The organism is Streptomyces sp. NBC_00223 (assembly GCF_036199905.1).
Lineage (GTDB): Bacteria > Actinomycetota > Actinomycetes > Streptomycetales > Streptomycetaceae > Actinacidiphila.
This window is the reverse complement of the sequence record NZ_CP108109.1, coordinates 3,908,797-3,932,471: the sequence shown is the minus strand read 5'-3', so window position 1 is coordinate 3,932,471 and position 23,675 is coordinate 3,908,797. Positions and strand designations below refer to the sequence as shown.

At 72.4% G+C, this 23,675-nt stretch carries 22 protein-coding genes and 2 tRNA genes; 20 read left to right on the top strand and 4 right to left on the bottom strand.

Features of this window, described 5'->3' with window-relative positions; translation table 11 throughout:
- The first annotated feature begins 52 nt into the window (after positions 1–52).
- The 6 genes from OHA30_RS16490 (at position 53) to OHA30_RS16465 (ending at position 6,163) form a co-directional block, all read left to right on the top strand.
- Entirely contained in the window at positions 53–607 is a 555-nt protein-coding gene (locus OHA30_RS16490; RefSeq protein ID WP_328914599.1) for an RNA polymerase sigma factor, read from the top strand.
- A gap of 179 nt (positions 608–786) precedes the next feature.
- Positions 787–1,089, top strand: coding sequence for a hypothetical protein (locus tag OHA30_RS16485; RefSeq protein ID WP_328914598.1), 303 nt, complete (start codon positions 787–789; stop codon positions 1,087–1,089).
- A gap of 228 nt (positions 1,090–1,317) precedes the next feature.
- Positions 1,318–2,283 (top strand): ribokinase, encoded by a 966-nt coding sequence (locus OHA30_RS16480; RefSeq protein WP_405785569.1) that lies wholly within the window; start codon positions 1,318–1,320, stop codon positions 2,281–2,283.
- An 81-nt stretch (positions 2,284–2,364) separates the two neighbouring features.
- Entirely contained in the window at positions 2,365–3,516 is a 1,152-nt protein-coding gene (locus OHA30_RS16475) for a DUF1906 domain-containing protein (RefSeq protein ID WP_328914596.1), read from the top strand.
- 348 nt (positions 3,517–3,864) lie between these two features.
- Positions 3,865–4,386: a SigE family RNA polymerase sigma factor gene (locus OHA30_RS16470; protein ID WP_328914595.1), complete on the top strand. Its 522-nt coding sequence runs from the start codon at positions 3,865–3,867 to the stop codon at positions 4,384–4,386.
- Between the two features lie 127 nt (positions 4,387–4,513).
- Positions 4,514–6,163, top strand: a complete 1,650-nt coding sequence (locus OHA30_RS16465) for a long-chain fatty acid--CoA ligase (protein WP_328914594.1) — start codon at positions 4,514–4,516, stop codon at positions 6,161–6,163.
- 1,002 nt (positions 6,164–7,165) lie between these two features.
- Here the strand turns inward: OHA30_RS16465 and OHA30_RS16460 are convergent.
- Both OHA30_RS16460 and OHA30_RS16455 read right to left on the bottom strand, forming a co-directional pair.
- Positions 7,166–10,735 (bottom strand): hybrid sensor histidine kinase/response regulator, encoded by a 3,570-nt coding sequence (locus OHA30_RS16460; RefSeq protein ID WP_328914593.1) that lies wholly within the window; start codon positions 10,733–10,735, stop codon positions 7,166–7,168.
- 198 nt (positions 10,736–10,933) lie between these two features.
- Positions 10,934–11,428 carry an SSI family serine proteinase inhibitor gene (locus OHA30_RS16455; protein WP_328914592.1) on the bottom strand — a complete coding sequence of 165 codons (495 nt, stop codon included), beginning with the start codon at positions 11,426–11,428 and terminating at the stop codon, positions 10,934–10,936.
- A 354-nt stretch (positions 11,429–11,782) separates the two neighbouring features.
- Between OHA30_RS16455 and OHA30_RS16450 the strand changes: the two genes are divergently transcribed.
- Positions 11,783–11,873 (top strand) — tRNA-Ser (locus tag OHA30_RS16450).
- Between the two features lie 178 nt (positions 11,874–12,051).
- Positions 12,052–12,127, top strand: a tRNA-Arg gene (locus OHA30_RS16445).
- Positions 12,128–12,252: 125 nt separating this feature from the next.
- Here the strand turns inward: OHA30_RS16445 and OHA30_RS16440 are convergent.
- Positions 12,253–13,041, bottom strand: coding sequence for a GntR family transcriptional regulator (locus OHA30_RS16440; RefSeq protein ID WP_328914591.1), 789 nt, complete (start codon positions 13,039–13,041; stop codon positions 12,253–12,255).
- A gap of 106 nt (positions 13,042–13,147) precedes the next feature.
- On the opposite strand from OHA30_RS16440, the gene OHA30_RS16435 reads away from it, so the two are divergent.
- The 9 genes from OHA30_RS16435 (at position 13,148) to OHA30_RS16395 (ending at position 19,311) form a co-directional block, all read left to right on the top strand.
- Positions 13,148–13,555, top strand: a complete 408-nt coding sequence (locus OHA30_RS16435; RefSeq protein WP_328917885.1) for an NUDIX hydrolase — start codon at positions 13,148–13,150, stop codon at positions 13,553–13,555.
- A 46-nt stretch (positions 13,556–13,601) separates the two neighbouring features.
- On the top strand, positions 13,602–14,018 hold the full coding sequence (locus OHA30_RS16430) for an ATP-binding protein (protein ID WP_405785570.1): 417 nt from the start codon (positions 13,602–13,604) through the stop codon (positions 14,016–14,018).
- 59 nt (positions 14,019–14,077) lie between these two features.
- On the top strand, positions 14,078–14,653 hold the full coding sequence (locus OHA30_RS16425; RefSeq protein WP_405786090.1) for a hypothetical protein: 576 nt from the start codon (positions 14,078–14,080) through the stop codon (positions 14,651–14,653).
- 7 nt (positions 14,654–14,660) lie between these two features.
- Positions 14,661–14,876 (top strand): hypothetical protein, encoded by a 216-nt coding sequence (locus OHA30_RS16420; RefSeq protein ID WP_328914588.1) that lies wholly within the window; start codon positions 14,661–14,663, stop codon positions 14,874–14,876.
- On the top strand, positions 14,873–15,418 hold the full coding sequence (locus tag OHA30_RS16415; RefSeq protein WP_328914587.1) for a GNAT family N-acetyltransferase: 546 nt from the start codon (positions 14,873–14,875) through the stop codon (positions 15,416–15,418). Before OHA30_RS16420 ends, OHA30_RS16415 begins: the two co-directional genes overlap by 4 nt.
- A 328-nt stretch (positions 15,419–15,746) precedes the next feature.
- A complete protein-coding gene (locus tag OHA30_RS16410) occupies positions 15,747–16,040 on the top strand; it encodes a hypothetical protein (protein WP_328914586.1) in 294 nt (97 codons plus the stop codon).
- Between the two features lie 209 nt (positions 16,041–16,249).
- The gene (locus OHA30_RS16405) at positions 16,250–16,894 is read left to right on the top strand and encodes an HAD family hydrolase (RefSeq protein WP_328914585.1); all 645 of its coding nucleotides are present in this window, start codon (positions 16,250–16,252) and stop codon (positions 16,892–16,894) included.
- A 113-nt stretch (positions 16,895–17,007) separates the two neighbouring features.
- Positions 17,008–18,192: a helix-turn-helix transcriptional regulator gene (locus tag OHA30_RS16400; RefSeq protein WP_328914584.1), complete on the top strand. Its 1,185-nt coding sequence runs from the start codon at positions 17,008–17,010 to the stop codon at positions 18,190–18,192.
- A gap of 330 nt (positions 18,193–18,522) precedes the next feature.
- Entirely contained in the window at positions 18,523–19,311 is a 789-nt protein-coding gene (locus OHA30_RS16395) for a phosphotransferase (protein ID WP_328914583.1), read from the top strand.
- 167 nt (positions 19,312–19,478) lie between these two features.
- Here the strand turns inward: OHA30_RS16395 and OHA30_RS16390 are convergent, their stop codons facing one another.
- A complete protein-coding gene (locus OHA30_RS16390) occupies positions 19,479–19,880 on the bottom strand; it encodes a winged helix-turn-helix transcriptional regulator (RefSeq protein ID WP_328914582.1) in 402 nt (133 codons plus the stop codon).
- A 142-nt stretch (positions 19,881–20,022) separates the two neighbouring features.
- On the opposite strand from OHA30_RS16390, the gene OHA30_RS16385 reads away from it, so the two are divergent.
- The 3 genes from OHA30_RS16385 to OHA30_RS16375 all read left to right on the top strand — a co-directional run bounded on the left by OHA30_RS16385 (position 20,023) and on the right by OHA30_RS16375 (position 23,670).
- Positions 20,023–20,664: an NADPH-dependent F420 reductase gene (locus OHA30_RS16385; protein ID WP_405785571.1), complete on the top strand. Its 642-nt coding sequence runs from the start codon at positions 20,023–20,025 to the stop codon at positions 20,662–20,664.
- Positions 20,665–20,890: 226 nt separating this feature from the next.
- On the top strand, positions 20,891–22,123 hold the full coding sequence (locus tag OHA30_RS16380) for a serine/threonine-protein kinase (protein WP_405786093.1): 1,233 nt from the start codon (positions 20,891–20,893) through the stop codon (positions 22,121–22,123).
- A gap of 347 nt (positions 22,124–22,470) precedes the next feature.
- Entirely contained in the window at positions 22,471–23,670 is a 1,200-nt protein-coding gene (locus OHA30_RS16375) for an acyl-CoA dehydrogenase family protein (RefSeq protein ID WP_328914580.1), read from the top strand.
- The last annotated feature ends 5 nt before the right edge of the window (positions 23,671–23,675 follow it).

Sequence of the window (23,675 nt, the reverse complement as noted above, 5' to 3'; positions counted from 1 at the left end):
GGTCAAAGCTCTGTCCCACGAGAGGGATCGACTCGGCGGCGGGGGAGTTGTTATGGGTTTTAGGGAAATACAGCATTTCGACGGCGGTCGTGACCAGCACGACGGCAGGCGCGACCAGCACCGGTGGTCGCTGGTGATGGCGGAACGGGAGCGGCTGCTGCGGCTGGTGACCAGCAGGCTCGGCCGGTCCGCGGACGTGGAGGACTGCGTCCAGGAGGCGTTGATACGCGCGGCGACCTTCGATCCGCTCGACGAGTCGCGGGTCGGCGCGCTGCTCACCACCATCACGCTGCGGCTCTGCGTGGACCAGCAGCGCCGCACCAGCCGCGACCAGCGGCTGGCCGCCCGGGTGCGGACCGTGCACGGGACGGACACCGGGCCCGACGCGGAGAGCCGGCTGTGCGAACGGTCCGCCGGGGCCTGGCTGTTGACCCAGACGGCGGCGCTCGGGGCGCGCGAGCGGCAGGTGATGCTCGCCCGGGCCGGGGGCATGTCCACCGCCCAGGCGGCGCAGGCGCTGAACATCACCCACAAGTCCGCGGAGAGCGCCTTCACCCGGGCCCGCAGCCGACTGCGGTCGCTGTACCAGGAGGAAATGGCGCGCTGACGGGCGCTGCGGGAGGTTTATCCGCAGAACGTCACACCTGCGAGCGAAAAGGATCATGTGCGGGCATTCCCCGCGAGTGCCGTGGGCAGTTCTCTTCTCGGCGACGCCGGACAAAGCGGCAAGCGGTCGGCCAACCGCTCACCGCACACGAAGAGTTCAGTTTCCTGGGAGGGAACACCATGGCAAGCATCCGTACCGTCCGTGTCCTGGCCGCCGTCGCGGCACTGCCCGTAGCGGCGGTGCTGTTCGCCGGCACGGCGATGGCCGACGACGGCGCTTTCGCGGGCGGTGACTCGAACGCGACGGTGGTGAGCAATTCCGGGGGCAACTCACTGGGCAACACCGGCAATGTGACGACGACTCAACAGGCGGCCACCGGCACCGGGGCCTCGAACCAGGACAACACGGCGAGCGTGGCCGGTTCCGCCTTCACCGCCGTCCACCAGGACACGGTGGCCGTCAACTTCACCAGGCTGTGGTGAGCGCGCGGCGGGGGTAAAGGGGGGATCGCCGGGCCGGGGGGCCGTAGGGCCCGGGAGTTGGGGGGTGGGGGCCGGGGAGTCGGCGGGCCGTGGGGGGTCCGGCGGCTTTCCCGGACAGGCACGGAAGTGCCGGAAGCGCCGGACGTCCGGCGGCGTGCGGCGGCTTTCGGTGACGTGGACGCGCGGCGGAGTGCGAAGTGCCGCCGCGCGCCGCGGTTCCGGGGGAGGATGGCGCCCGTGGCGGGTGCGGGGAGTGGGAAGACACTGCTGGTGGTCGGTTCGGCCAACGCGGATCTGGTCGTACGGGTGGGGCGGCATCCGTCGCCCGGGGAGACCGTGCTCGGCACCTCCGGCCTGGCCGTCCACCCGGGCGGCAAGGGCGCCAACCAGGCCGTTGCCGCCGGACGGCTCGGGGCGGGGGTCGCCTTCTGCGGTCGGGTCGGCCGGGATGTCCACGGTGAGCAACTGACCGGTGCGCTGCGGGCGGCGGGGGTGGACACGGCGCCGCTCACCGCGGTGGCGGACGCGCCCACCGGGGTCGCGCTGATCACGGTCGCGGCCGACGGGGAGAACGCCATCGTCGTCGTGCCCGGCGCCAACGCGGGACTGACCGCGCGGGAGGTCGAGGCCGCCGTCACCCCGGAGGTGCGGGTGGTGTCGGTGCAGTGCGAGGTGCCGCTCGCGGCGGTGCGGGCCGCCGCCCTGGCCGCGCCCCGCCTCGTACTGAACCCGTCGCCGCCCGAGGCGCTGGTCGGTCCGCACGCCGCGGAGATCCTCGCGCGCGCCGACCCGCTGGTGGTCAATCAGCACGAGATGCGGGTGCTGCTGGCCGGAGCCACCGGGTCGCCACCGCCGGGGGCCGGACCGGGGTCGCCGGAGGACCTGCTGCGGCTGGGCGTGCGGTCGGCGGTCGTGACGCTGGGGGCCGAGGGCGCGGTCGTGGTCCGCTCCGGGGGCCGTACGGCCTGGCTCCCGGCGGTTCCGGTGGAGGTCGTCGACACCACGGGCGCGGGCGACGCGTTCACCGGCGCGCTGGCCTGGCGGCTGGCCGAGGGAGACGAGCTGGTGGCGGCCGCCCGCTGGGCGGTAGGGGCAGGGGCGGCGGCCGTACAGGAATCCGGCGCGCAACTTTCGTCCACAGCCTGTGGAAAACTTTTGGCCGCGTCGAAAGGTCTGTGCGCGGGACCGAGCTGAGCCCTCCGGCGGTCGGGTGGACGGGCGGATGACGCGGCGTGTCTGCGCGGTGGGGCGGGATGGTCATCGTTCACTCGCTCAATGAGCGAAAAAAGTACGTTTATCCGTTACGTCCTCGCCGGGGCGGTGGCGCTGGGCGGCCTGCTGCTGCCCGCCGGGACGGCGAACGCGGCCGGACCCGACGCGCCGAAACGTTCCGCTCTCGCGCCTGAGCTGAGCTTTTCCCATGGCAGTCTGCCGGTCGGCCCGGGGGCCGGGCTGCCCGGCATGCCTGCCGACCTGGGCGTCGGGCTGCCCGGTGTGCCTGGCGACTTGGGCGCCGGCCTGCCCGGTGTACCGGGCGTCACCGCTGACGGGCCCGCGGCCGTCGACGTGCCCGGGGTCCCGCCCACCGTCGCCGCCGACCCCGAGCCCGCGGACCCCGAGGCCGCCGTCGCCGCACGGCCGGCGGTCCCCGCCGCTCCTTCCGTGCCCGCCGCCCCCGTCGCTTCCGCGGACGCCCGGGCCGCCCAGCAGGTCTTCGCAGGCCAGGGCTTCGACACCTGCCAGGCCCCTGACCTTGCCACCATGCGGGCGTGGCACGACCACTCCCCCTACGGCGCCGCCGGCATCTACTTCGGCGGCCGGGCCCGCGCCTGCGCGTCCCAGACCAACCTCACCCCCGACTGGGTCCGCCGGACCACCGACGACGGCTGGAGCCTGCTGCCCATCTACGTCGGCTCCCAGAGCCCCTGCGTCTCCGGTTCCAACAAGAACCCGTATCTCATCGACACCGACGACCCGGCCGGGCAGGGCGCCGACGAGGGCAAGGACGCCGTCAAGGCCGCGAAGGCCCTCGGGCTCGCCCCGGGCAGCGCGCTCTACCTCGACATGGAGGCGTACGACCTGAACAACACGTCGTGCGCGAGCGCCACGCTGAAGTACGTCCAGGCATGGGACCGGCAGCTGCGCGCCGCCGACTACACCTCGGGCTTCTACAGCAGCGCCGACTCCGGCATCCGGCACATGGAGCTGTCCCGCGAGGCCGGCGCCCCCGATCTGCCCGACGTCATCTGGTACGCCCGCTGGGGTGTCACCCCGACCCTGACGAACGAGCCCTCGCTGAGCGCCGACGCGTGGACCCCGCACGCCCGTATCCACCAGTACCACGGCAGCGTCACCGAGACGTACGGCGGTAAGACGCTGACGATCGACCGCGATCTGCTGGACGCGCCCGTCGCCGTCGTCGGCTGAGCCGGGAGGTCCCGCCGGGTCCCGGAGCAGCCGTGCCCGGGACCGCGGGCGTCCGCTTTCGGCGCGGTCGGGCTGTCCGCGGCCGTCGATTTCGGGGGTTCGGCCACCGTCTTCGGGGCGTCCGTTTCCGGTGTCGGCCGGGTTCCCGGAGCGTCCGTTTCCGGCCACCGACCCCGAGGCCGCCCCTGACGCCGCCCCTGAGCCCTCCGGCCCTTCCCCTCCGGGACGTACGCCCCCGGCTCCCCCCTCGGGTGGTGGGGACACCCCCCGGCCTACGACCTGAGAGTGATCCGATTTCGGCACTTGCGGCCGATCCGCCGGACACCTCGGTGCTCCTAGCGTGGAGCCATGACCACGCCTGTGTGCACCAGTGCCGGCACGACGCAGTTCACGGCCTACGTCCGCAGCAAGGGCCCGACGCTGCTGCGCACCGCGCGCTCGCTGACCCCCAATCCGGCCGACGCGGAGGACCTGCTCCAGACGGCCCTGACCAAGACCTATCTGGCCTGGGACCGGATCGACGACCACCGGGCCGTCGACGGCTATGTCCGCCGCACCCTGGTCAACACCCGCACGTCCCAGTGGCGCAAGCGGAAGGTGGACGAGTTCAGCACGGACGAGCTGCCCGAGCCCGTCGTCACCGCGCCCGACCCCACCGAGCAGCAGGCCCAGCGCGACGCCCTGCTGCGGGCCATAGCCCGACTGCCGCCGCGGCAGCGCGCGATGGTCGTGCTGCGTTACTACGAGGACCTGAGCGAGGTGCAGACCGCCGAGACGCTGGGCGTCTCGGTCGGCACGGTCAAGAGCGCGGTCTCCCGCGCGCTGGGCAAGCTCCGCGACGACCCGGAGCTGGAGCTGAGCGTGGCGTGATCGCACCGGAACCGGGGACACGGGCGGAGCGGCGAAGGTATCGATCCGGCGCGGGGTAGTGACATACCGCGCGGTATGCCACCAGAATCGCAGCGTACCGACCCCGTCACCGTCGCCGGAGGCCCGTGTGTTGAGCACGATGCAGGATGTTCCGCTGACCGTCACCCGCATTCTGGTGCACGGCGCTCTGGTGCACGGCAAGTCCACGGTCACCACCTGGACCGGGGACGGCGAGCCGCAACGCCGTACCTACCGCGAGGTCGGGGCCCGCGCGATCCGGCTCGCCCACGCCCTCCGGGACGGACTCGGCGTCGACCGCGGCGACCGTGTCGGAACGCTCATGTGGAACAACGCGGAACACCTGGAGGCGTATCTCGCGATTCCCTCCATGGGCGCGGTGCTGCACACGCTCAATCTGCGGCTGCCCGCCGACCAGCTCACCTGGATCGTCAACCACGCCGCCGACCGCGTGATCCTCGTCAACGGCTCCCTGCTGCCGCTGCTCGCGCCCCTGCTGCCCCGGCTCGAACCGGTCGAGCACCTGGTGGTCGTCGGCCCCGGCGACCTCTCCCTGCTCGACGGCTGCCGGCCGGCCGTGCACGCGTACGAGACGCTGCTCGACGGGCGGCCCACCACGTACGACTGGCCCGAGCTGGACGAGCGCGAGGCCGCGGCGCTCTGCTACACCTCCGGGACCACCGGCGACCCCAAGGGCGTCGTCTACTCCCACCGTTCGATCTATCTGCACTCGCTCCAGGTGAACACCGCCGAGTCCATGGGTCTGACCTCGCACGACACGTCGCTGCCGGTCGTGCCCATGTTCCATGTGAACGCGTGGGGGCTGCCGCACGCCGCGTTCATGTCCGGCATCAACCTGCTGATGCCGGACCGTTTCCTCCAGCCGGGGCCGCTGGCCGAGATGATCGAGAGCGAACGTCCCACGCACGCCGCCGCCGTCCCCACGATCTGGCAGGGCCTGCTGGCCGAACTCACCGCCAAGCCGCGGGACATCAGCTCGCTCGACCAGGTCACCATCGGCGGCTCGGCCTGCCCCCCGTCACTGATGAAGGCGTACGAGGAGCAGCTCGGCGTCACCCTGCGGCACGCGTGGGGCATGACGGAGACGTCGCCGCTCGGCACGGTCGCGCAGCCGCCCGCGGGGGTCGGCCCCGAGGAGGAGTGGGCGTACCGGATCACCCAGGGCCGCTTCCCCGCGTCCGTCGAGGCCCGGCTGATCGGTCCGGACGGGTCCGTGATGCCGTGGGACGGCGAGTCGGCGGGCGAGCTGGAGGTGCGCGGGCCGTGGATCGCGGGGGCGTACTTCGGCGGTGCCGGGGCCGAACCGCTGCGGCCCGAGGACAAGTTCAGCCCCGACGGGTGGCTGCGGACGGGGGACGTGGGCGTCATCTCCGACGACGGCTTCCTCACGCTCACCGACCGCGCGAAGGACGTCATCAAGTCCGGCGGTGAGTGGATCTCGTCGGTCGACCTGGAGAACCACCTCATGGCCCACCCGGACGTCGCCGAGGCGGCGGTGGTCGCCGTCCCCGACGAGCGCTGGGGCGAACGCCCGCTCGCCACGGTCGTCCTGCGCGAGGGCGCCACTACGGACTACGTCGCCCTCCGCGACTTCCTCGCGACGCGGGTCGCGCACTGGCAGGTGCCGGAGCGGTGGGCGGTGGTGGAGTCGGTGCCGAAGACGAGTGTCGGCAAGTTCGACAAAAAGGTCATCCGCAAGTCCTACGCCTCCGGCACCCTCACGGTCACCCACCTCTGACCCCACTCCGCGCGGCACCCCTCCCCCGAACACCCGCCCAGCGTCGCCAGATCGACGTGCTGCCCGGAGGCCGAGCCTTCAGCTGCGCGGGGCGGGGTCTTCCCCCACGCCGACCCGCTGGGCTCGGGGCGTCAAAGGCCGTCCAGCGTGCGGCTGGCTGCCGCGTGCGGGCGGCGTGCGTTCCGCGTCGGCGGATCGACGTGCTGCTTTGGGGTTCGGGCTTTGGGCTATCCGATCGCCCCGCGCCGACGCGGCACCCTTCGCCGGAGCGCCCGCCCTGCGTCTACGCGGTCCGCTCCCCGCGTCGGCTGGCGCGGGACCCGCGTCGCGTGCGTTCCGCGTCGGCGGATCCCCCGGGGGCCCGAGTCTTCGGCTATCCGATCGCCCCGCGCTGGCGTGGGATCCGCGCGGTGTGTGTTCCGCGTCGGCGGATTGGCCCGTTGCTCGGGGGGCCGGGCCTTCGGTTACCCGATCGCCCCGCGCTGGCGCGGCATCCTTCGCCGGTGCGTTTGCCCTGCGTCTGTGTGGTCCCGCCCCCGCGCCAACCGCCGCGCGGTATGTTCCGTGTCGGCGGATCGGCCTGTTGCTCGGGGGCCCGGGCCTTCGGTTACCCGACTGCCCGCGCCGGCGCGGCATCCTTCGCCGGAGCGCCCGCCCTGCGTCTGTGCGGTCCGCTCCCCGCGTCGGCTGGCGCGGGACCCGCGTCAGCGGATCGACGTGCTGCTCGGGGTCCGGGCCTTCGGCCGTGCGACGCCTTCCCCCTACGCTGACCCGCCGGGGTCGGCAGGGGCCGCTCGGCGGTCGGGCCCTTGTGGCTCGTCCCCGTCTGCCGGGGGCAGACGGCTTGGGCGGCGGGTGCGCTGAACTCTTCCCGTTGGGCGGTCACGGGTGCCGAAGTCGTAAGCCGACCTCAGCTCGTCGGTGAGCTGCCGCCGCCCCGCGTGGCGCGTTCGAGCGTCGACGCGGGTGCGGGTCGTGGGTGGGGGGACCCGCCGGGAGGGCTTACGCTCCGATCTTGCCCAGCAGGTCCACAATCCTGGACTGCACATCCGTACTCGTCGACCGCTCCGCGAGAAACAGCACCGTCTCCCCCGACGCCAGCCGCGGCAGCTCCGCCGGGTCTATGTCGGCCGAGGTGTAGACGACCAGCGGCGTGTTGTTCAGCCGCGCGTGCCCCCGCAGCCAGTCCACGATCCCCTGCCGCCGCCGGCGGATCAGCATCAGGTCCATCACCACCAGGTTGGGATGGACCTGCGCCGCCTTCGTCATCGCGTCGGCCTCGGAGTCCGCGTGCGTGACCTGCATCCCGCGCCGTTCCAGCGTCGCCGCGAAGGCCAGCGCGATCGGCTCGTGACTCTCCACCAGCAGCACCCGCGGCGGGTGCTGCTCACTGTCCCGCGGCGCCAGCGCCTTGAGCAGCACCGCCGGATCGGCCCCGTACGCCGCCTCCCGGGTCGCCTGCCCGAGCCCGGCGGTGACCAGCACCGGCACATCCGCCGCCGCGGCGGCCTGCCGCAACGACTGCAACGCGGTCCGCGTGATCGGCCCCGTCAGCGGGTCCACGAACAGGGCGGCGGGCGGCTCCGCGACCTGCGCGTCGACCTCCTCGCGCGACCGTACGATCACCGGACGGTAGCCCCGGTCGGTCAGCGCCTGCCGGGTCGACGTGTCGGGCTCCGGCCACACCAGCAGCCGGCGCGGCTCGTCGAGCGGCTCCTCCACACGGTCGTCGGCGACGTCGGTGACGTCCACCGCGCCGTTCGGGCCGTCCAGCGGCTCGGGACCCTCGGCGGCGCCCTCCGCGGGCGCGCCTATCGCGTACGAACGGCCCGGCGCCTGCGGCTGCTGCTCAGGCTCCACGGCGGGGACCGGCCGCAGCAGCGCCGTCTCCCGGTCGTCCGGGGCGGGCTGCCGGGGCGGTTCCGGCCGCCGTACGGGCAACTGACCGCTGTCCGGGTCGGCCTGCGGGTGCTGACGCGCCTGGGTCTCCTCGCCCGGCCCCGGGACCTGGCCCGGCACCTGGAGGGGAGCCTGCGCGACGGCCGGCTGCGCGGACTCCTGCGTCTGCGGCGGCGCCAGCCTGCGCCGACGCCCGGAACCGCCCGCCGCGACCTGCGCGGGCAGCCCCTGCGGGTTCTGCGCCTGTACGGCCTGCGTCTGCGTCTGCGGCCCCGCCGCCTGCGGCCCGGGCTCGATCGCGAACGGCGCGCCCTGCCCCAGCGTCCGCACGCTTATGGCCCGGCCGTGACTCTGCTGCGAGGGGTCCTGGGCGGCGGCCGCGCGGCCACCGCCCGAGGGGCCGTTCTGTGGCGCGGCCGGCCAGGACGCGGGCGCGGGCTGGCCCGGCAGCGCGGGCCGGTCGGCCCCGGGAGCGGCGGGCGCGGGCCACGTGGACTCCGGCCGCGCCGCCTGCGGAGGCTGCGGGGGCTGCGGCTGGACGGGCAGAGGCGCGCCGCCACCCGGCCGCGGCCCCTGCGGAGGCACGGGCACCGGCGGTACGGCGATGGGCCCGTTCACGGCCGCGGACGCCTCCGGCTGCGGGGGAACGACCGGCGGGACAGGGGCGACCGGGGGAACGGGAACGGCTGGCGCGTTGGGCGAAGCGGGTTCGAGGGCGCGGCGGGCCCGGCGACCGGTCCCCGCGCCCTCCGGGCCGCCCGAAGCGGGCGTCGCCGGAGTACCGCTCCCTGCCGCCGGAAGGGCGTTCGGGACCGGAGGCGGGGACAGTTCGCGAACCTCGTCCTGCTCCTCGTCGGGTCTCGGCCGGCGGGCCCTGCGGCCGCTCGGCTGCGCGGCCTCGGCGGGCGCGGCCTCCTCCTCGGGGCGCCGCAGCGCGCGGCGCCGCCCGGTCGGGGCCTCGGCCTGGTCGGCGGCGGGCGCCGACGCGGCCTGAGCGGCGGCCGGCTGCGGAAGGGCCGACTGCGGCAGGGAGGGCTGCACCGCCCAGGGCGCGACGACCGTACCGGTGTCGTCCGACGCGTCCCGGGGACGTACCGCCCGGCGCGCGCCCGTGCCCTCGCCCGAAGCCGTACCGTCGCCGGCTCCCGTGCCGGGCGCAGGAGCGGGAGATGCCGGAGTCTCGCCGGACGCCGCCTTGCGCGAACCGCCCGGAGGCACCGCGCCCAGCGGCACCTCCAGCACGTACGCGCTGCCCTGGCCCGGCACCTCGTGGGTCTGGAGGACGCCTCCGTGCCGTTCCACGATGCCGCGGGCCAGCGGGAGATGGACCGGGTCGCCACCCGCGCTCGGCCCGCGTACGTCGATCCGTACGACGTCCCCGCGCTGCGCCGCCGCCACCACGATCGTCGAATCGCCGCTGAAGGCGATCGCGTTGCCCGAGGAGTCGACACCGGCCACGTCCGCGACGAGGTGGGCCAGCGCCTGGGCCATCCGCTCGGCGTCCACCGACGCCTCGATCGGCGGCGCGTGCACGGCGTACTGCGCGCGGCCGGGCCCGATCAGCTCGACCGCGCCCTCGACCGCCGCCGTCACGACCTCGTCCAGGCCGACCACGGCCTTGTCGAGCTTGTCCTCGCCGCGGTCGAGCCGCTGGAAGGCCAGCACGTTGTCGATGAGCGTGGTGATCCGCGCGTACCCGGCGGACAGGTGGTGCAGTATCTGGTTGGCCTCGGGCCACAACTGCCCGGCGGGATCGGCCGCGAGGCCGGTCAGCTCGTCGCGCAGCTCGGCCAGCGGCCCGCGCAGCGAGGTGTCGAGCAGCGCCCGCAGCTGCAAGGTACGGGCGGCGAGCGCGTCGTACTGCGTACGGTCGGTGAACGTCATCACCGCGCCCACCAGTTGGTCCCCGTCCCGGACCGGCGCCGTCGTCAGGTCGACCGGCACGGCCCGGCCGTCCTTGCGCCACAGCACCTGGCCGCGCACCCGGTGCTTGCGGCCGGAGCGCAGGGTGTCGGCGAGCGGGGTCTCCTCGTACGCCAGCGGGGAACCGTCCGGGCGCGAGTGGTGCACCAGCGGGTGCAGCTCCTTGCCGCCGAGGTCGGTCGCCCGGTGGCCGAGGATCTGCGCGGCCGACGGGTTGACCAGCACGATCTTGCCGCCGGTGTCCACACCGACCACACCCTCGGCGGCCGCGCGCAGGATCATCTCGGTCTGCCGCTGCTGGCGGGCGAGTTCCGCCTCGGTGTCGACTGTGCCCGACAGATCCCTGACGACCAGCATCAGCAGCTCGTCGCCGGTGTAGTGCGGCGGCTGCGGCTCGCCGTAGTCCGCGTACGGGGTGCGGCCGTCCTCCAGGTTGGCGCTGGTCACCTCGACCGGGAACTCGGTCCCGTCGGTGCGCCGCGCGACCATCCGGGTCGGCTTCGTGCGGGTGTCCTCTGCGGCCTCGCGCGGGCTGCGCATCGAACCGGGGATGCGCTTGGAGTCGAAGGACGGCAGCAGGTCGAGCAGACCGCGGCCGACCAGCCCGGTGCCGGGGGACTCGAAGGTCTCCAGGGCGATCGCGTTCGCGTTGACCACGGTGCCGTTGCAGTTGACGAGCAGCAGCGCGTCGGGGAGGGCGTCGAGTATCGAGGCGAGGCGAGCAGCGCCTCGGGATGGCCTGCTGCTCACGAGACGCGTCCTCCTTGTTACCGCATGTGCTTTACCGCGTGTGCCGCATCGCCCGGGGCTGCGCCGCGCACGTCGTGACACGGGCGCGGTCGGTTTGTCGTCACGGGCGGCCCATCTTGCCGCCACCCCCGAGGTCATGTCACTAGACCGAGTGTACGGGTCGGGCCCCGCGCCGTGGCCTCGGATGGCCATGTGCCCCTACCGGGACGGGGGTTGCGGGTGATACGGGCCTGGTGTGGCGTACGTCACTGCCTCGGTGGGGCTCGGCGACGCGCTCGCCGGGTCGGGAAGCGCGGGCGTCATCCGGGCCCAACGGGCGACTTCGCAGCCATTGGTACGGCGGTAGGTCTCGTCGACGAGGTGGCCGTGCCAGATGCCGCGGATCGTGGCGGTCTGGGGGCCGCCGTAGAGCATCGAGCAGATCTGGTCCGGGGGGATGGCCGGCAGCGGGCCGCCGAGGTCCGCGAGCCGGGCGCAGGCGTCGCCGCCCGGTTCCGTCGTGGCCGGGGCGCTGTCGTCGCAGGTGAGGGCGTACGTCTGCGGGTGGCCGGCGCCGTCGTCGTACGACACGGTGAGCAGGTCGGGAGGGGCGGCGGGCCGGGGGAGGCCGGTGGCGTGGGCGCCCGCGGGGCTCGTGAGGAGCGCGGCGGCGCCGAGGAGGAGGCCGAGGGCGGCGCGACGAAGGGCAGACATGACCTCTCCCTACCGCGGGGTGCGGGCGGGCCCCGCGGAACCACTCGATCGTGGGCGCGGCGGGGTGGGGGCGTACGGGTGTGCGGGGCGCGGGCGGGCTGTGCGGGTTGTGGGTGGCGTGACGTGGGTGGCGTGCCGTGCCGAGCCGTGCGTGGCGTGTGCGTTGTGCGCGTTGTGTGCGGGCGCCTGCCGGCGGGTCGGCGTATGGCTTGAGGGCGACCCGCGACAGATGCTCCGGTCCAACCCCTTTGCCCCGCCGGGCCGCGGCCTTGTACCGTAGTCCCCGGATTGGTCGCAGCCCTCCCGGCTGTGCCATCATTTCCCCACGCGCCCGCTCACGCGGACACGTACCCAGGAGGCGTCGCCTAGTCCGGTCTATGGCGCCGCACTGCTAATGCGGTTTGGGCTTTACCGTCCATCGAGGGTTCAAATCCCTCCGCCTCCGCTCATCACCACCTCCGGAGCCCCGCCGCCACCCGCGGCCGGGGCTCCTTCGGTTTGGCCCCCCGGAACGCCCGTTTCCCCAGGTCAACACGCCTCCCGGTTATCGATTTCACCTCCCGCGCGCCCTCATGTAATGTTGTCCACGCGAAGCCGACCGGCCCAAACGCCGCGAAGCCCCCGCACTCGTAGCTCAACGGATAGAGCATCTGACTACGGATCAGAAGGTTGCAGGTTCGAATCCTGCCGAGTGCACCACAGGTCAGAACCCCCGCCGGTTGTCCCGGACGGGGGTTCTGTCGTCCCGTACGCCAGCCGAGCTTGCCGGCGCGAACCCCCTCGTCCTGGTGACCTGCGATCCCGGGGGCGCCGTACCCCCCTGTTCACGTGGCCGGAAGCTGGTAGGCGAGGACGTACGCGTCCGCCGCCATCACCGTGTCGCAGACCTCGACCGCGCGTCCGTCGGTGTCGTACGCCGTACGGATCAGGTGGATCACGGGCACACCGGATGCCAGGCGGAGCGTCCTGACCTCGTGCGGGGTGGGCATCCGGGCGCGGATCTCCTCGTCGAAGTGGTCGAGCCGGTGGCCGAGTTCTTCGAGCCGGGCGTGGGTACCGCCGGGGCCCGGGTTGGGCTCGGCGATGAGGGTGCCGCGTGCGAGGTCCAAGGGCAGGTAGGACGTGGCGAATTCGACCGGTCGGCCGTTGAGCAGGTAACGGCGGCGCCGGACCAGGACGCGGCGCGGATTGCCGAGGCGTGCGGCGATGTCCTTGTTCGGCCGCTCCTCCTTGATCTCCAGACTGTCGACCTCGGGGCGGCCGCTCGCCGCGTCGGCCTCCACCAGGAACGCGGACCTGCCCTCCTCGCGGTGCCGGCGGGCGAATCGGTCCGAGGCCAGGCGCCGCACCGGCGGACGTGGCCGGACGTAGACGCCCTTGCCGTGTTCGGAGACCACCAGTCCCTCGCCCTGGAGGACCGAGAGCGAGTTCCGCACCGTCATCCGGGACACGCCGTAGTGCTCGACCAGCTCCGTTTCGCTCGGCAGCTTGTCGCCTTCGGAGAAGCGACCCTTGTCGATGGCCTCGCGTAGTTGGTCGGCGATCTGGCGGAACACCGCGCGGTCGCTGGTCGGGTCCAAGGTACCGAGGGCGCCGGAGGTCACAGGAGGCATGTGTACTCCTTTAGATATCTAGACAAGTGGCCGACCCTTGTTGCTACGGTGGAGAGCCTAGCCACCCGAGAGGATCAGGCACGTGCCGATTGAGCGCCCGCACTCCGTGAGCGTCGCCGGAGTCATTGTCGACGATGCCGGGCGGGCATTGCTGATCAGCCGCCGGGACAACGGCCACTGGGAGCCGCCCGGCGGGGTGCTCGAAGCCGGGGAGACCATCCCCGACGCCCTCCAGCGCGAGGTGCTGGAGGAGACCGGCGTCAAGATCGCGCTCCCCGCCACCCTCACGGGCGTCTACAAGAACATGACCGGGCTGATCGTCTCCCTGGTGTTCCGGTGCGAGGCGATCGACGGCCGGCCCACGACGGGCGACGAGACCCGCGCCCTGCGCTGGGCCACGCGCGAGGAAGTCACGGCACTCGCGGACGAGGCGTACGCGATCCGCGTCCTGGACGCCCTCGACATGCCGTTCCCGCCGGCCGTGCGCGCCCACGACGGCGTGAAACTCATCTAGCCCGAGCCCCCTTCCCACAACTGCCCATCAGGACGAAGGAACTTGTATGGACGAGTATATGAGTAGCCCACGGCGATGGGTGCTGACCTGTCCGGGCCTGCCGGAGGAAGTCGGCCGGGCTCGCCGCTGGACCCGCGACGTCCTGCGGGGCTCGCCATGTGTGGACGACGCCGAGCTGATCGTCGGCGAACTGGGGTCCAACGCGTTTCTGCACACCCGCAGCGGCGCGGCCACCGGCACTTTCCGCGTCAGCCTCGCCGGGTCCGACCGCGTCGTGTCCGTCTCCGTGACCGACGGCGGCGGCACCGATACGGCTCCGCGGGCCGGGCACGCCAGCACCGACGACACCCGCGGCCGGGGCCTGACCCTGGTCACCGCCTTGGCCCACCACGTCGAAACCCACGGCGACCGGCACGGTCGCACCGTGACCGCCCACCTCGACCGGAGCAAGGAACAGTCATGACCGCAGGAGTACAGAGGGCGCAGCGCCCACGCACTCGGGCCTTACGCCCCGCCGTGCTCATGGACGCAGTGCCGTTCATCGCTCGCTGGAGCGGTGAGGACGATACGTCGCCGCTGGTCATGCGTCGGGACGGGCGCGGGATCGGCTACGCCGACGAGCGATCCTTCGACCGGGTGGACGGCTTTCTGTGGATGCGCGCCCCGTCGCAGCCCGGCAGGGGGAAGCCGGAGTACGGGAAGGTCCACAGCCTGCGGCAGCGGCTGGCGATGCTCGGGCAGCGCTGCCAGATCTGCGGTGGAGCCGCCGACCGCAGTGCCGAGGGTGTGCTGTGGCTCGTGGACGCCCGGCCCGATGAACTGCGGTTCGGCGAGGAACGGACCACCCACCCGCCGGTGTGTGCGCCCTGCGCGCGGCGGTCGGTGCATGCCTGCCCTCATCTGCGGAAGGCATGGGTGGCCCTACGGGTGCGCTCGTACCTCATGTGGGGCGTCAACGGGGCCCTGTACAGGCCGAGTCAGCCGAGGCCAGTCGCCGTGGACGCCGGTACGTACCCCTTCGACCACCCGAACATGCCCTGGATTCTGGCCAGCCAACTGATCGCCGAGCTGCGGGACTTCACCGTCACCGAACTCTGACCCGCTCGTGGACCTGGCTCTCGCGCAACTCCACCAGCGGGACATCGAGCAGGCGGGTGCGACGGCCTCCCAGATCTTCGACCTGATGTCCGGGCATCCCCTTCCGGGGAGGCTCAGGTCCCAACTAGGCGATTTCTACCGGGACTTGATCACTCTGGCGCCGAAGGCCACTCTCGCGCGAGAGTGGGGCGACCGCTACCGACGTGAATGGATCAGGGCATGATCACTGCTTCCTGGGACCTGCGGCACTACACGCATGCGGACCTGCCACAGATTCGGCAAACATTGATCGACGTGCACGCGGACGCCTACGCCGACGCGATGGACGACCCGTTCAACCAGCGCTTCGCCTGGTTCGTGGACCACTGGGGCGGCAAGGACGACTTCGCCTGCGTGATGGGCTACGACGGCGACGAACCGGTCGGCTACTCCTACGGCGCCCCGGCCACAGCGGGCCGGGAATGGTGGCGTGAGCACCTCGACCCCGCTCCCGAGAAGTCCCGCACCTTCGCCGTGTCCGAGCTGATGGTCCGGCCGAGATGGCGCAAGACCGGTGCCTCCGTACAGCTCCATCACGCACTTCTCGCAGGCCGGAACGAGGATCTGGCCGTGCTCACGGTGGACACCGCCCACCCCAGGGTCCAGGCCATGTACGAGTCATGGGGATACCGCAAGGTCGGAGAGGACCAGCCCTTCCCCGACTCGCCTCTGTTCGCGGTGATGCTCGCCGAGCTTCCGCTCGGTGGCAAGCGAGGGCAACTCTGACGGCAACGAGCGGCCCGCCGGCCGTTGGCCACGACCGTCAGCGAAGGCTGGAAGGAGGAGGACCGCACCCCGTCCAAAGGCTCCCCAGCCCTACGGGTCAGAAGGTTGCCGGTTCGAACCATGCCGAGTGCACCAGCCAAGAGACCCCCGGACATCGTCCGGGGGTCTCTTGCGTTGGCCGTGCGGCGGCGAAGTGCGACATCGGGGGCGCCCATCGGGAGGCGTGGGCGTGCGGCGGGCAAGTCACCCGCCAGCGGCAAGCAGGTGGTGAACGTCGGGCTTTCGCTTGTGCGCGGGCGGCCGAGGCCCTGGGAGGACCAGGTTCAGTATGGAAGAAATCGATCGATGGATCCACGTGCTCGTCGCCTGGACGGGCGCCGTTGTCGTCTACGTCCTCGCGTTGTCGGCGGGGCTGGTCATGGTGTGCTCGGGGAAGGCATCGGTGCCGGAGGCGACCGGCTACGTGACGCCGTTCCTGCTCGTCCATGTGCGAATGGCCGCGCTGCTGGGAGCCGTTCCCCAACCGGCTGTCGATGTGCGGCCTCGTCGCCCCGGTGTTCCGTGCGCGGCCGGCGCTGGCAGGTCTCGTCCTGGCCATCGACGAAGCCCGGCTGTTGGTTAGGTCCCGGGTCGTACCCGGGCCGCCCCCATACAGAGCCGGGGATGCGCTGCTTTACGGAGCTGGACACCTCGGAAGCCGGCCGCGCGTCTGAGACCCTAGCCGTGGGCACTGACAACGGCGCTCCGCCGAGGGCTTCGCCAGGCGATCAACCGCTTCGTCCCCACGGACCGGCCGGCGAGGCTTGCTCTGTGCGCTCTACGCTGCCTCGGGTGATTACTACCATCGCGTTCGATGTCGGCGAGACACTTGTCAGTGATACGTCGATGTGGGCCGGTTGGGCCGATTGGCTCGGTGTTCCGCCGCACACCGTGTCCGCTCTGGTGGGCGCCGTCGTCGCCGAGGGGCGTGACAACGCCGACGCCTTGCGTCTCCTGCGACCCGGCCTGGACGTGGCCGCGGAGTACGCCAGGCGGGAGGCGGCCGGCCGGGGCGAGCGGATCACCGAGGCCGACCTGTACGCGGACGTGCGCCCTGCGCTGTCCGCCCTGCGGGACGCGGGGATGCGGGTCGTGATCGCGGGGAACCAGACGGCGCGGGCGGGGGAAATGCTCCGAGCCCTGGACCTGCCCGCCGATGTGGTCGCGATGTCGGGCGAGTGGGGCGTGGCCAAGCCGAGTGCCGAGTTCTTCCGCCGCGTGGTCGACGCCGCGGATGCCGAAAAACCCGACGAAGTGCTTTACGTCGGGGACCACCCGGTCAACGACGTATTTCCCGCGAAGGCCGCCGGTCTGCTCACGGCTCACCTTCGGCGCGGCCCGTGGGGTCATCTGTGGGCGGATGACCCCGAAGTGGTCGCCGCGGCGGACTGGCGGATCACGTCGCTCACCGAACTGATCGCGCTTGTCCCCTCCTGATTGAGCGTCAACGGGGCGGGCGACCCTGTGCGGCCGTGGGCGGGGCCGCTTCCGTGTCCGAGGCCTCGCCGACTCCGTACCGTCGCCGCGAATGACTGGAATGGGGAGCCACCATGTCGACAGACCCCATGCGGGATGTGGGTCGGCGCGTTGCCGCCGCTCGCCGTGCCCGGCGTATGACGCAAGCCGACCTCGCGCTGTCCGCCGGCGTCTCGTACGCCACCGTGCGGGGGATCGAGCGCGGTGCCCGTCGGCCCAGTGAGAACACCCTTCACGCCCTCGCGGCGGCGCTTGGCCGCGACCCGTCCCGTCTCGCTGCCGGAGGCGGCCGACCCAGGGACCGGATCAACGCGGCGATGCCCCTGCTGTCGTCGGCCATCGCGGCGTACGACATGCCGGAAGACGGTCCCGTCCGGCCTCTCGCCGAACTGCGCGTCTCGGTGTCGGAAGCCGAGTCCCTGCGCCTGGGCGCCCAGTACGTACGGCTCGCTCAGCTGATGCCGGACCTTCTGGCCGAGCTTGCCCGTGCGTTGTATCCGGCGCGCGGTCTCGAACGCGCCGAGGTCGCCCGCCTGTTGGTCGCCGCCTACCGGGCGGCGGACGCGGTGGCGTACAAGAACGGCGCGCACGACCTGTCCGGCCGACTCGTGGAGCTGATGCGTTGGGCCGCCGACCAGGCCGGCAACGAGCGGCTGACCGCGGCTGCGGCCTATGTGCGTACGGAGGTGTACTTCGCCGCTGGGGCCTACCGGCCAGGTCTGCGCGCCTTGGAGATCGCACTTGACTCCGCTCCGCCCGTGGTGGGTGCTCCTACGGCGGCCGCGCGCGGCGCACTCCACATGCGGGCCGCTGTGATCGCGGGCCGGGCCTCGGACGAGGGCGCCGCCTACCTGCACCTCGGCGAGGCCGCCCACCTTGCCGAGTCCGTGCCCGAAGGGGTGTACGACGGGACGGCGTTCGGTCCCGACTCCGTACGGATCCACCGGGTGAGCACCGCCGTCGCGCTGGGCGGCGAGCATGTTCGGGACGCCTTGGCGGTCGCGCGTGAATGGGCTCCTCCGAGCGAAATGCCGAATGAGCGGCGCAGTGGCTTCTACGTCGAACTCGCTCGCGCGCAGTTGTGGTCCGGCCGCCGTGAGGCGGCGTTCGCGTCACTGCGTGCCGCCCGGAGGATCGCACCGCAGCACATCCGTGAGCATCCGTGGGCGCACGAGGACACCATGACTCTGCGGCGACTCCAGCGCGCGGCCGATACCGAGCTCACGGCCTTCGCCGAGTGGATCGGCGCTCTCGGATAACGCCCAAGGCCGCTACACCACGTAGCAGTTCACGTGCCTCCGGGACGCCATCATCTGTTGGCAACTCCGGGGAGCGGGTGGGGACGGCGTTGTACGTCGCTGTGCCGCTCGCGGGCCGGCCGACCCGTCGGTCTGTTCCCCGAAAGGTCCGTACAGCAGCCCGAGTCGGAGGAGGAAGGCCATGATCACGAGGGACGATTGCGAGCACGACTGGGTGCAGTGGAGCGGCGCGGCGCGTTGCCGGAAGTGCGGTGCCACGCGGTAGGGCATCGCACCGGCTGGAGGGGCGTTCGCACGGCGGACGCCCCTTCGTCCCGAAGGGGAGGGGACATGATCGAACGGGTGCCGTGGGAGAGGCTGCCAGAGGAGTTGCGGGTGGACGTGGAGGCTCATGTCGGCCCCGTCGTGAGCGCCGAAGTGGTGGGGCAGGGTTTGAACTGCTCCGCCGCGCTGGCACTGGTGACCGAGCAGCGGGGACGGCTGTTCCTGAAGGGTGTCCGGCTGGACGACGAGCCTGCTGTCGCCGCCCTCGCCACGGAGGCACGGCTCAACGCCACCGTGCGCCGGGTGGGGCCCGCGGTTGTGCACAGTGCGCGGTTGGCGGGGTGGGCCTGCATGGTGTTCACGTACGTGTCGGACCGCAACGCCGATCTCGGACCGGGGTCGCCGGATCTGCCCGCGGTGGCGGACCTGCTCCGCCGGATGGAACGGTTGGCGGTCCCTGATCCGCCGCTGCCGTCGCTCGCGGACCGGTTCGGCGCGCACGCGCTGCCGCACGAGCGTGCGGCCCTGGCGGGCGGTGCGCTGCTGCACACGGACACGAACCCGCACAACCTCTTGATCGACGCCACCGGCCGGGCGCATGTGGTCGATTGGGCGATGCCCGCCACTGGACCTGCGTGGGTGGACGCGGCGTACACAGCGGTGCGACTGGTGGAGTGCGGGCAGCCCATGAGGGTGGCGCGGGCGTGGCTGGAGGGCTTTGAGTCCTGGCGTACGGCTGATCCGGCGGCGGTGGGCGCGTTCGTCGAGGTGGTCTGTCGGTGGTGGTCGGAGACGGTGGGGGAAGCAGACGCTGTTGGGGGAAACGGCCGCTTTCGGGGGCTGCTTGAGCGTTAGAGGACGTCCGTGAGGCGGTCGTCCTGGTGGGGTCGCGGAGGTAGCGGTAGAGCATGACCTCGTCGGCCCCGAGGCCGGCGAACGCGGTGATGGCTGCGTGACTTCTGGCCGGCGTGGTGAACGGTCCGGCGTCCGTGCGTCGGGGCGCCCGTACGGCCCGCCCCGGGTCAGGGTGTGGACTGTTCCTGGGCTGCCAGGAGTGCGTCGCCGTGGGTCAGGGTCCAGTGGGCGAGTGCGCGCATGGGGCCCTCGACCAGGGTCGTGCCCAGCGGGGTCAGGCCGTACTCGACGCGCGGTGGGGCGGAGGCGTAAGCGGTGCGCTCGACAAGGCCGTTGGCGAGGAGGCGGCGGAGGGTGTCCGTCAGGACCTTGTCGCTGATGCCGCCCGCCATCGTGAGCAGCGCGCTGCGGCGGCGCGGGCCCGCGCTCAGCCCGGCGAGGACGATCGGGTCCCAGGTGTGCGCGAACAACTCCGTCCCGGCGCGCAGCCGGCAGTCCACCAGCACCTCGTCGCAGTGGCCGTCGCGGGGCTCGTCCAGGGCGGGGGTGCAGTCGTCGTACGCGTCCATCGCCGCCATCCTCCCGTATCCGTTTCCTACCGATCGGTGCGTACGGGCCTTCCTACGGTAGCTGTCAGCGGGCCGCCCGAGCGGCCCCCCGGAGCGGCCCGCCCACACGGACCCCGGACCACCGTCGAAGAGGAGCAACACCATGCGGATCGGAATCCTGGGCACCGGCACCCTTGCCGTCGGACTCGGCGCGGCCTGGGCCCGCGCGGGCCACGACGTCCTGGTCGGCGGCCGCTCGTACGACAAGGCCGTGGCCGCCGCCGGGCGCATCGGCGGTTCGGCCCGCGCGGTGACCCCGGCGGAGGCGGTCGCCGGGCGCGACGCCGTACTGCTCGCCGTGCTGTGGGAAGGGGTGCCGGACATCCTGCGGGCGGCGGGCGCGGACGAGGGCGCGCTGGCCGGTACGCCGCTGATCGACCCGACCAACGCGGTCGAGCACGGCGCGGGCGTACTCCGCACCGCCGACGGCAGGGCCGCCGCCGAGCACATCGCCGACCGGGCACCGGGCGCGCACGTGGTGAAGGCGTTCCACCTCTTCCCCGCCGACCAGTGGCAGGCGGGACGGGAGCCCGTGACCGTTGTGATGGCGGGTGACGACGAGGCCGCGCTGCGTACGACCGCCGACCTGATCCGGGACGCCGGCGCCCACCCGGCCACCCTCGGGCCGCTGAGCCGCGCCCGCCAACTGGAGGAGGTCGCCGGCTTCGTCATCGGCCTCGCCTTCTCCGGCGCCGACCCCGCCGCCGCGGTCCCCCACGTCCCGGCTCGGGATCGTACGACCTGACGCATCGTCAGTCCCAGCAGTCTGACATACCGTGAGCTACAGCCCAACGCCCTTACGAATAGCGATTCATGACTGACCGACACCCCCAAAAGGCGTCTCCGACCGCAGCGTTCGTGCGAACGGGGCCATGGGCGCAATACTGAGCGCCTGAACGGCCGGCAGGGGGCACGGAGTGGAAGAGCGGATCGGGAGCTACACCGTCGTGCGCGAGCTCGGCGAGGGCGGAATGGGCATGGTGTACATGGCCCGTTCACGCGGCGGGAGCCTTGTGGCCGTCAAGGTGGCCAGGCCCGGACTCGCCGCCGACCCCACCTTCCGTGCACGCTTCCGCGCCGAGGTCGCCGCCGCCCGCGGCGTCGCCGGACTGCACACCGTGCCGGTCGTCGACGCGGACCCCGACGCGCCGGCGCCCTGGCTCGCCACCGTCTACGTAGCCGGGCCGACGCTCTCCCAACTGCTCGCCGAACGCGGGCCGATGGACGAGCGGAGACTGCGTGGTCTCGGGGCCGCGCTCGCCGAGGCGTTGCAGGCGATCCACGGCCACGGGCTGGTCCACCGCGACCTCAAGCCGGGCAATATTGTCATGGCCGAGGACGGCCCCATGGTGATGGACTTCGGGATCGCCCGCGCGGTCGAGAACACCCGGCCCGACGCGACGGTCAAGGCATTCGGCACGCCGGGGTACCTCGCGCCCGAACAGGCGGAGGGCGGCGAAGTCGGGCCTCCGGCCGATGTGTTCGCGCTCGGCGCGGTGCTGGTGGCCGCGGCGGGCGGCAGCGCGTTCGGCGCCGGTACGCCGGTCGCGCCGATGTACCGGTCGGTGCACCACGAGGCGGACCTCACGGCGGTGCCGGCCGGGCTCCGCCCGATGGTGGCGGCGTGCGTGGAGAAGGCGCCGGACCGCAGGCCGAGCACGGAACAACTCCTCGACTGGTTCAGCCCGCAGGGGGCGGCGGGGCCGCCCGGAGGCCACGCCCCGACGGCGTACGCCCCGCCCTCGACCGAACAGCAGGCCGACACGGAGGCCCCACAAGCACCCGCGCCCGTACGGCCGGCCCCGCCCGCCGCCCCCATACCCGTACCGCCCCCGGCCACCGCGGCGCCCACACCCCCGGCCCCCGCGCCCCCGGCAACCCAGGCCCCCACCCCCGCCATGCCCCCCTACGCCCCCACGGTCGCGGCCCCGCACACCGAATTCCTGGCGATGGACCGCAAGAACGCGGTCGTGGCCGACGCCGACGGCATCTCCCTCGGGAACAACGGCCGGGTCGCCGCCTTCCCCTGGGCGGGCATCGACACCACCTGGTGCACACGTGGCCCGAAGGGACTGGTGGTGGCCGTCGCCCTCCCGGACGGAAGCATCCACTCCTGTGAGGTCGGCACCCGCAACCCGGTCGAACTGGAGGGCTGGAAAGCGCAGTTCAACGCGGTCCGGACGCACTTTCTGCCGGGGGGCTGACCCGACTCGTGGTCCATGCACGTATCACCGCCCCGCGTCAAGAGCGCCGGTTCGGCCACCCCCGGGCCGCCCAGGACGCGCAAGATGACCGGATTGCAATACCGCGTCCCCCTCTTCGCCGCTCCCCGGATGTGCAAAATGCTTACTGCGTACAGAAGTTGAGCCCATTCTCGCTTGGTTTGGCCCAGATCCAGCCATTCCGATGATCGATCTTGAATCACGTTGTTGAAGTCACCAACATGATCCTGTCGACCTGTTCAAGCCAGGGCGGGCGGGCGAACCGGTGAAGTGAGTAACCCCCTACTCGCAGAACCCGTGGCGAGCAGGCGACTTCGATGGAGGATCGGTTGAGCGGCTACTTCACGACGAAGCGGCACGAGCGGCTGCGCGAAGAGGTACGCGAATTCGCGGAGAACGAAATCCGGCCACTGATCCCGAAAATGGAGGCTGCACGGACCGTCGAGTACGAACTCGCGCGTCGGATAGCACGACAGGGGTGGATCGGGGTCACCATCGGCCGGCAGTACGGCGGCATGGGGCTCGGACACCTGGCCAAGACCATCATCATCGAGGAACTCTCCCGGGTCAGCGGCGCGATGGGCGCGATGGCCCAGGCGTCCCAGCTCGGCGTAGCGAAGATCGTCCACTTCGGCTCGGAAGCCCAGAAGTGGCAGTGGCTGCCGCGGATCGCGGCCGGTGACTGCCTGCCCACCATCGCCGTCACCGAACCCGGTTCCGGCGGCCATGTGCTCGGTATGACCGCCAGCGCCGTGCGCGACGGCGACGACTACATCCTCAACGGCAGCAAGGTCTTCGTCGGCAACAGCCACGTCGGCGACCTGCACGGTGTCGTGGTCCGCACCGGGGAGGGCTCCAAGGGCCTGTCCGCGTTCCTGGTCGAGTCCGACCGGCCCGGCTTCTCACTCGGTGAGCACCAGCAGGCGATGGGCCTGCACGGCTTCAGCTTCGGCGAGCTGATCTTCGACAACTGCCGTGTCCCCGCGGCGAATCTGCTCGGCAAGGAGGGCGACGGACTGCCGGTCGCGTACTCGTCGAGCGTGCTGTACGGGCGGCCCAATCTGACGGCCGTCTCGCTCGGCATCCACCAGGCCCTGGTCGAGACGACCGCGGCCTTCTGCACCGAACGCCACCGCTACGGCAAGCCGCTGTACGACGTGGGGCCGGTCAAGATCAAGGTCGGCCAGATGCAGTCCCGGCTGATGACCGCGCGACTGCTCGCGTACCACGCCGCCCATCTGCTGGACGAGGGCGAGCCCTGCGACGCGGAGCTGATGAACGCCAAGCTCGTCAATGTGGAGTCCGCGCTCGACTCGGCCCGTACGGCGATGGAGGTGCACGCGGCGACCGGTCTGTTCACCGACAGCCCGGTGGAGCGCTATCTGCGCGACGCCCACCACATCTTCGCGCCGGCCGGCACCTCCGACGTCCAGCTGCTGCGGCTCGGCGAAGTGGCGCTGGGCCTGGGCAAGGGCCAGTGGTCGCAGCGCCTGTCGGACGTCGTCCGCGTGGACCCGCTCGGCGACTGAGCCCC

What these genes read in the sequence shown, in the direction of transcription:
- OHA30_RS16470 (WP_328914595.1), top strand. Translation starts at nt 3,865, where the DNA reads ATGACCACGCCTGTGTGCACCAGTGCCGGCACGACGCAGTTCACGGCC.
- OHA30_RS16425 (WP_405786090.1), top strand. Translation starts at nt 14,078, where the DNA reads ATGGACGCAGTGCCGTTCATCGCTCGCTGGAGCGGTGAGGACGATACG.
- OHA30_RS16380 (WP_405786093.1), top strand. Translation starts at nt 20,891, where the DNA reads ATGGGCATGGTGTACATGGCCCGTTCACGCGGCGGGAGCCTTGTGGCC.
- OHA30_RS16400 (WP_328914584.1), top strand. Translation starts at nt 17,008, where the DNA reads ATGTCGACAGACCCCATGCGGGATGTGGGTCGGCGCGTTGCCGCCGCT.
- OHA30_RS16475 (WP_328914596.1), top strand. Translation starts at nt 2,365, where the DNA reads ATGAGCGAAAAAAGTACGTTTATCCGTTACGTCCTCGCCGGGGCGGTG.
- OHA30_RS16390 (WP_328914582.1), bottom strand. Translation starts at nt 19,880, where the DNA reads ATGGACGCGTACGACGACTGCACCCCCGCCCTGGACGAGCCCCGCGAC.
- OHA30_RS16480 (WP_405785569.1), top strand. Translation starts at nt 1,318, where the DNA reads ATGGCGCCCGTGGCGGGTGCGGGGAGTGGGAAGACACTGCTGGTGGTC.
- OHA30_RS16415 (WP_328914587.1), top strand. Translation starts at nt 14,873, where the DNA reads ATGATCACTGCTTCCTGGGACCTGCGGCACTACACGCATGCGGACCTG.
- OHA30_RS16395 (WP_328914583.1), top strand. Translation starts at nt 18,523, where the DNA reads ATGATCGAACGGGTGCCGTGGGAGAGGCTGCCAGAGGAGTTGCGGGTG.
- OHA30_RS16410 (WP_328914586.1), top strand. Translation starts at nt 15,747, where the DNA reads ATGGAAGAAATCGATCGATGGATCCACGTGCTCGTCGCCTGGACGGGC.
- OHA30_RS16485 (WP_328914598.1), top strand. Translation starts at nt 787, where the DNA reads ATGGCAAGCATCCGTACCGTCCGTGTCCTGGCCGCCGTCGCGGCACTG.
- OHA30_RS16385 (WP_405785571.1), top strand. Translation starts at nt 20,023, where the DNA reads ATGCGGATCGGAATCCTGGGCACCGGCACCCTTGCCGTCGGACTCGGC.
- OHA30_RS16440 (WP_328914591.1), bottom strand. Translation starts at nt 13,041, where the DNA reads ATGCCTCCTGTGACCTCCGGCGCCCTCGGTACCTTGGACCCGACCAGC.
- OHA30_RS16490 (WP_328914599.1), top strand. Translation starts at nt 53, where the DNA reads ATGGGTTTTAGGGAAATACAGCATTTCGACGGCGGTCGTGACCAGCAC.
- OHA30_RS16430 (WP_405785570.1), top strand. Translation starts at nt 13,602, where the DNA reads ATGGACGAGTATATGAGTAGCCCACGGCGATGGGTGCTGACCTGTCCG.
- OHA30_RS16455 (WP_328914592.1), bottom strand. Translation starts at nt 11,428, where the DNA reads ATGTCTGCCCTTCGTCGCGCCGCCCTCGGCCTCCTCCTCGGCGCCGCC.